General features: G+C 66.3%; 4 protein-coding genes. All 4 read left to right on the top strand.

Annotated features, from left to right (window positions below; translation table 11 throughout):
• Positions 1-219 precede the first annotated feature (219 nt).
• The gene (locus AC1D00_RS27345; protein ID WP_477012797.1) at positions 220-2,175 is read left to right on the top strand and encodes an ABCB family ABC transporter ATP-binding protein/permease; all 1,956 of its coding nucleotides are present in this window, start codon (positions 220-222) and stop codon (positions 2,173-2,175) included.
• 77 nt (positions 2,176-2,252) lie between these two features.
• Positions 2,253-2,957: a phosphatidylserine decarboxylase gene (locus AC1D00_RS27340; RefSeq protein ID WP_477012798.1), complete on the top strand. Its 705-nt coding sequence runs from the start codon at positions 2,253-2,255 to the stop codon at positions 2,955-2,957.
• A gap of 87 nt (positions 2,958-3,044) precedes the next feature.
• Entirely contained in the window at positions 3,045-3,926 is an 882-nt protein-coding gene (locus AC1D00_RS27335) for a CDP-alcohol phosphatidyltransferase family protein (protein WP_027543264.1), read from the top strand.
• A 121-nt stretch (positions 3,927-4,047) separates the two neighbouring features.
• On the top strand, positions 4,048-4,746 hold a 699-nt coding region (locus tag AC1D00_RS27330), incomplete at its 3' end, for an RraA family protein (protein WP_477012796.1).

Below are 4,746 nucleotides of genomic sequence, written 5' to 3'. Positions count from 1 at the left end.
CGGTTTTGATCGTGCTCATTGGTGCCATGATGCATTGCAGCGAAGAGGCGTCAAGTCCAATCGGTGATTCGGACCTCCCGGAAATCTACCGGTAAATGGCGACAAACAATCAAAGATTCGCCATCTGGCGGGGTGCGCTCGCCCCCGGAAGCTTCTATATGACGAGCGAAAATCGTTAATCGCAGCGCGCCCGCATCCGGCGGGCTTTCAGGCTTCTTGATGGACCAACCTCATTCGCCGCCCGGCGCCGACGTGCCAGATCCCGCCGGCGGGCCGCTCGAGCGGGCCACCCTGATGGGCACGCTGGCGCATCTGTGGCCCTATATCTGGCCGGGCGACCGCTTCGACCTGAAGATGCGCGTGGTCTGGTCGATGGTGCTGCTGCTCGCCGCCAAGCTGATCACGCTGACGGTGCCGTTCAGCTTCAAATGGGCGACCGACGCGCTGACCGGCGCCAACACCGCGCCGGTGCTGCCCGACAATTGGCACCTCTGGGTGATCGCCTCGCCATTGCTGCTGACCGCCAGTTACGGCGCGACGCGCATCCTGATGGCGGTGCTGACGCAATGGCGCGACGGCCTCTTCGCGCGCGTTGCCATGCATGCGGTGCGCAAGCTCGCCACCATCACCTTCATTCACATGCACGAGCTGTCGCTGCGCTTCCACCTCGAGCGCAAGACCGGCGGCCTGACGCGCGTGCTCGAGCGCGGCCGCGAGGGCATCGAGGTCATCGTGCGCATGGTGATCCTCCAGCTGATCCCGACCATTGTCGAGGTTTCGCTGCTCCTGGCCGTGCTGCTCTGGCAGTTCGACAGGCGCTACGTGGTGGCGACCCTGATCACGGTCGCGGTCTACATGTACTACACCTACATCGCGACCGAGTGGCGGATCGGCATTCGCCGCAAGATGAACGATTCCGACACCGAGGCGAACACCAAGGCGATCGACTCGCTGCTCAACTACGAGACCGTGAAATATTTCGGCGCCGAGGCGCGCGAGGCGCAGCGCTACGACCGCTCGGTCGCGCGCTACGAGGAGTCGAGCGTTCAGGCCTATACGTCGCTCGCGGTGCTCAACACCGGCCAGGCCGTGATCTTCACGCTGGGGCTGACCGCGACCATGCTGATGTGCGCGATTGGCGTGCGCGACGGCACCAACACTGTCGGCGATTTCGTGCTGGTCAACGCCATGATGATCCAGCTCTACCAGCCCCTGAACTTCATGGGGATGGTCTATCGCGAGATCAAGCAGGCGATCATCGACATCGAGAAGATGTTTGGCGTGCTGGGACGCGAGGCCGAGATCAAGGACGCGCCCGACGCGCTGCCGCTGGTCGTCTCCGCAGGCAATCTGCGTTTCGAGGACGTGCGCTTCGCCTATGAGCCGGCGCGTCCGATCCTGAAGGGCATCAGCTTCGAGGTGCCGGCCGGCAAGACGGTCGCGATCGTCGGTCCGTCCGGCGCCGGCAAGTCGACCATCTCGCGGCTCCTGTTCCGCCTCTACGACATTTCCGGCGGCAGGATCCTGATCGACGGCCAGGATATCCGCGAGGTCACGCAGGCGAGCTTGCGTGCTTCCATCGGCATGGTGCCGCAGGACACCGTGCTGTTCAACGACACCATCCGCTACAACATCCGCTACGGCCGCTGGGACGCCAGCGATGCCGAGGTCGAGCAGGCGGCGCAGCTGGCGCAGATCGACACTTTCATCCGCATGGCGCCGAAGGGCTATGAGACCCAGGTCGGCGAGCGCGGCCTGAAACTGTCGGGCGGCGAGAAGCAGCGCGTCGCGATCGCGCGCACCGTCTTGAAGGCGCCGCCGATCCTGGTGCTGGACGAGGCGACCTCCGCGCTGGACACCCACACCGAGCACGAGATCCAGGGTGCCCTCGACCGCGTGGCGAAGAACCGCACCTCGCTGGTGATCGCGCACCGGCTTTCGACCATCGTCGGCGCCGACGAGATCATCGTGCTGGAGCAGGGCCGGATTGCCGAGCGTGGCACCCACGCAAAGCTGCTCGCGCAGGGCGGCCTCTATGCCAGCATGTGGAACAGGCAGCGCGAGGCGGAGGCCGCGCGCGAGAAGCTGGCCAAGATGGCCGATACCACCGAGGCGCCCAACCGGGAGCCGCCGCCGGTCGAGGACGTCCTGACGACGCCTGCGGCTGCGGAGTGACCTTGTCTCCGGTCCCAACTCTGGCCTAAACAACTCCACCGCGCGGGACGACCTGCGCCATCAACCCTGAGCGGCAGATAGCGATGTCCATTCTCGATTCGATCCAGCGTCAGATCCCGCCGATCCACAAGGAGGGCTATCCCTTCATCGGCGGCTTTGCGCTGGCAAGCCTGGTCCTGTTCTGGCTGTGGTCGCCGCTGGGGTGGATCGGCACAATCCTCACCGTGTGGTGCGCGCTGTTCTTCCGCGACCCCGTGCGGGTGACGMCGGTGCGCGAGGGGCTGGTGGTGTCGCCGGCCGACGGCCGCGTCTCGATGATCACCATGGCGCTGCCGCCGGCCGAGCTCGGGCTCGGCGACCGGCCGCTGCCGCGCATCTCGGTGTTCATGAGCGTGTTCAACTGCCACGTGAACCGCAGCCCGATCGCGGGCAGGGTGGACCGCATCGCCTACCGGCCCGGTCTCTTCATCAATGCCGAGCTCGACAAGGCGAGCGAGGACAACGAGCGCAACTCGCTGGTGATCACGACGCCCACGGCGCGGATCGGCGTGGTCCAGATCGCAGGCCTGATCGCCAAGCGCATCGTCTGCTTCGTCAGGGAGGGCCAGGCGATCGGCGCCGGCGAGCGGTTCGGCCTGATCCGCTTCGGCTCGCGCCTCGACGTCTACCTGCCTGTCGGCACCAAGGCGCTGGTGTCGGAAGGGCAGACCGCGATCGCCGGCGAGACGATTTTGGCCGATCTGGCCGGCGAGGACCCGAGCCGCGCCTACCGCGCCAATTAACCAATAAGTCGGTCCATGAGGGCCTTCCGCCGCAATGGCGGAGGGGGACGCGGCTTGCTATATCTCGCCTCAAGGTGAGGACGAGCCATGACGCCCTATGATTTCAAAGACCCTGACGTTCGCCGCCGGCGGTTCCGCCCGATTCCGGTGCGGATGCTGGTGCCCAACGTCATCACGCTGCTGGCGATCTGCGCGGGCCTGACGTCGATCCGGCTGTCGATCGAGGGGCGGATGTCGCTCGCCGTCTACGCCATCGTGTTCGCGGCCGCGCTGGACGGCATCGACGGCCGCATCGCGCGCATGATCAAGGGCCAGTCCAAGTTCGGAGCCGAGCTCGACAGCCTCGCCGACTTCGTCAATTTCGGCGTCGCGCCCGGACTGATGCTGTATTTCTGGCAGTTGCACGAGCTCGGCAATGCCGGCTGGATCGCCGCGATGGTGTTCGCGATCTCCGGCGGCCTGCGTCTTGCGCGCTTCAACGCCACCATGGACGATCCCAACAAGCCGGCCTTCGCCGCCAACTTCTTCACCGGCGTGCCGGCGCCCGCGGGCGCGATCACGGTTCTGCTGCCGATCTACGCCGCGTTCCTCGATCTCGGCCGCGCGCCCGCGGCGGTGACGGCAGCCTATACGCTGCTGATCGCCTTCCTGATGGTGTCGCGCCTGCCGGTGTTCTCCGGCAAGACCAAGCGCATGCGCGTGCCGCCGGAACTGGTGCTGCCGGCCTTCGTCGCGGTAATCGTCTTCATCGCTATCCTGATCGCCTATCCCTGGCACGTGCTGTCGATCGGCACGGTGCTGTATCTCCTCGCTTTGCCGCTCGGCTACAAATCCTATCGCGACCAGGCGCGCGCGATGGAGGCCGCCACGCCTGCGGGAGGCGAGGTCTCCTCGCCGCCTTCGGCGCCGACGCTGGCTAACCTGTCCGAGCCGCCGCACGACGACGACCGGCCCGGACGGCTGCACTGAGCGGCCACACGCGGATATCTGCCATGAGGGCCGCCTGAGTTGGGTTGAGGCCCGATCTCGGCTATATCGCCCTGTGCCGGCGGCATCGCGTCAATCAGCCGCCAATCTGGGAGAGAACGCCGTGACTGATACCGTAACCGGGCCGCTGCCCGCTTCCGTCCTCGAAGCGCTGGGCCGCTACGATACCCCGACGATCTGCAACGCCATGGAGATCGTGGCGCCCGAGCGCCGGCTGATCGGCTACACCACCAAGCAACTGGTTTGTCCGTTCCCCGACCTGCCGCCGATCGTCGGCTATGCCCGCACGGTTGCGATCCGCTCGGTGCTGAAATCCTCGCTGCCCGCCGAAGAGCAGTCCAAGCGCCGCATCGAATATTACGAATATGTCGGCACCGGCCACGGTCCGCGCATCTCGGTGATCCAGGACATCGACGGCCCCGATGTCGGCTACGGCGCGTTCTGGGGCGAGGTGCAGAGCAACGTGCACAAGGCGCTCGGCTGCCTCGGCGTCATCACCGACGGATCGATCCGCGACATCCCGCAATGGGCCCCTGGCTTCCAGGCGCTGGCCGGCTCGATCGGCCCGTCGCATGCCTGGGTGCATGCGGAGAGCTTTGGCGGCGAAGTGCGCGTCGCCGGCATGACCGTGAAGTCCGGTGATCTCATCCACGCCGATCAGCACGGCGCCATCGTGATCCCGCTCGACGTCGCCGCAAAGCTGCCGGAAGCCGCTGAGCTCTGCGGCCGCCGCGAGACGCCAATCCTGGAGATCGCCCGCAGCCCCGACTTCTCGCTGGAGAAGCTGAAGGCCGCGCTGAAG

The sequence above is a fragment of the Bradyrhizobium sp. P2_E8 genome, from assembly GCF_056403875.1.
This window is presented reverse-complemented; position numbering and strand designations above follow the sequence as displayed.

Coding starts and splice junctions, on each gene's coding strand:
- AC1D00_RS27345 (WP_477012797.1), top strand. CDS start 220: ATGGACCAACCTCATTCGCCGCCCGGCGCCGACGTGCCAGATCCCGCC.
- AC1D00_RS27335 (WP_027543264.1), top strand. CDS start 3,045: ATGACGCCCTATGATTTCAAAGACCCTGACGTTCGCCGCCGGCGGTTC.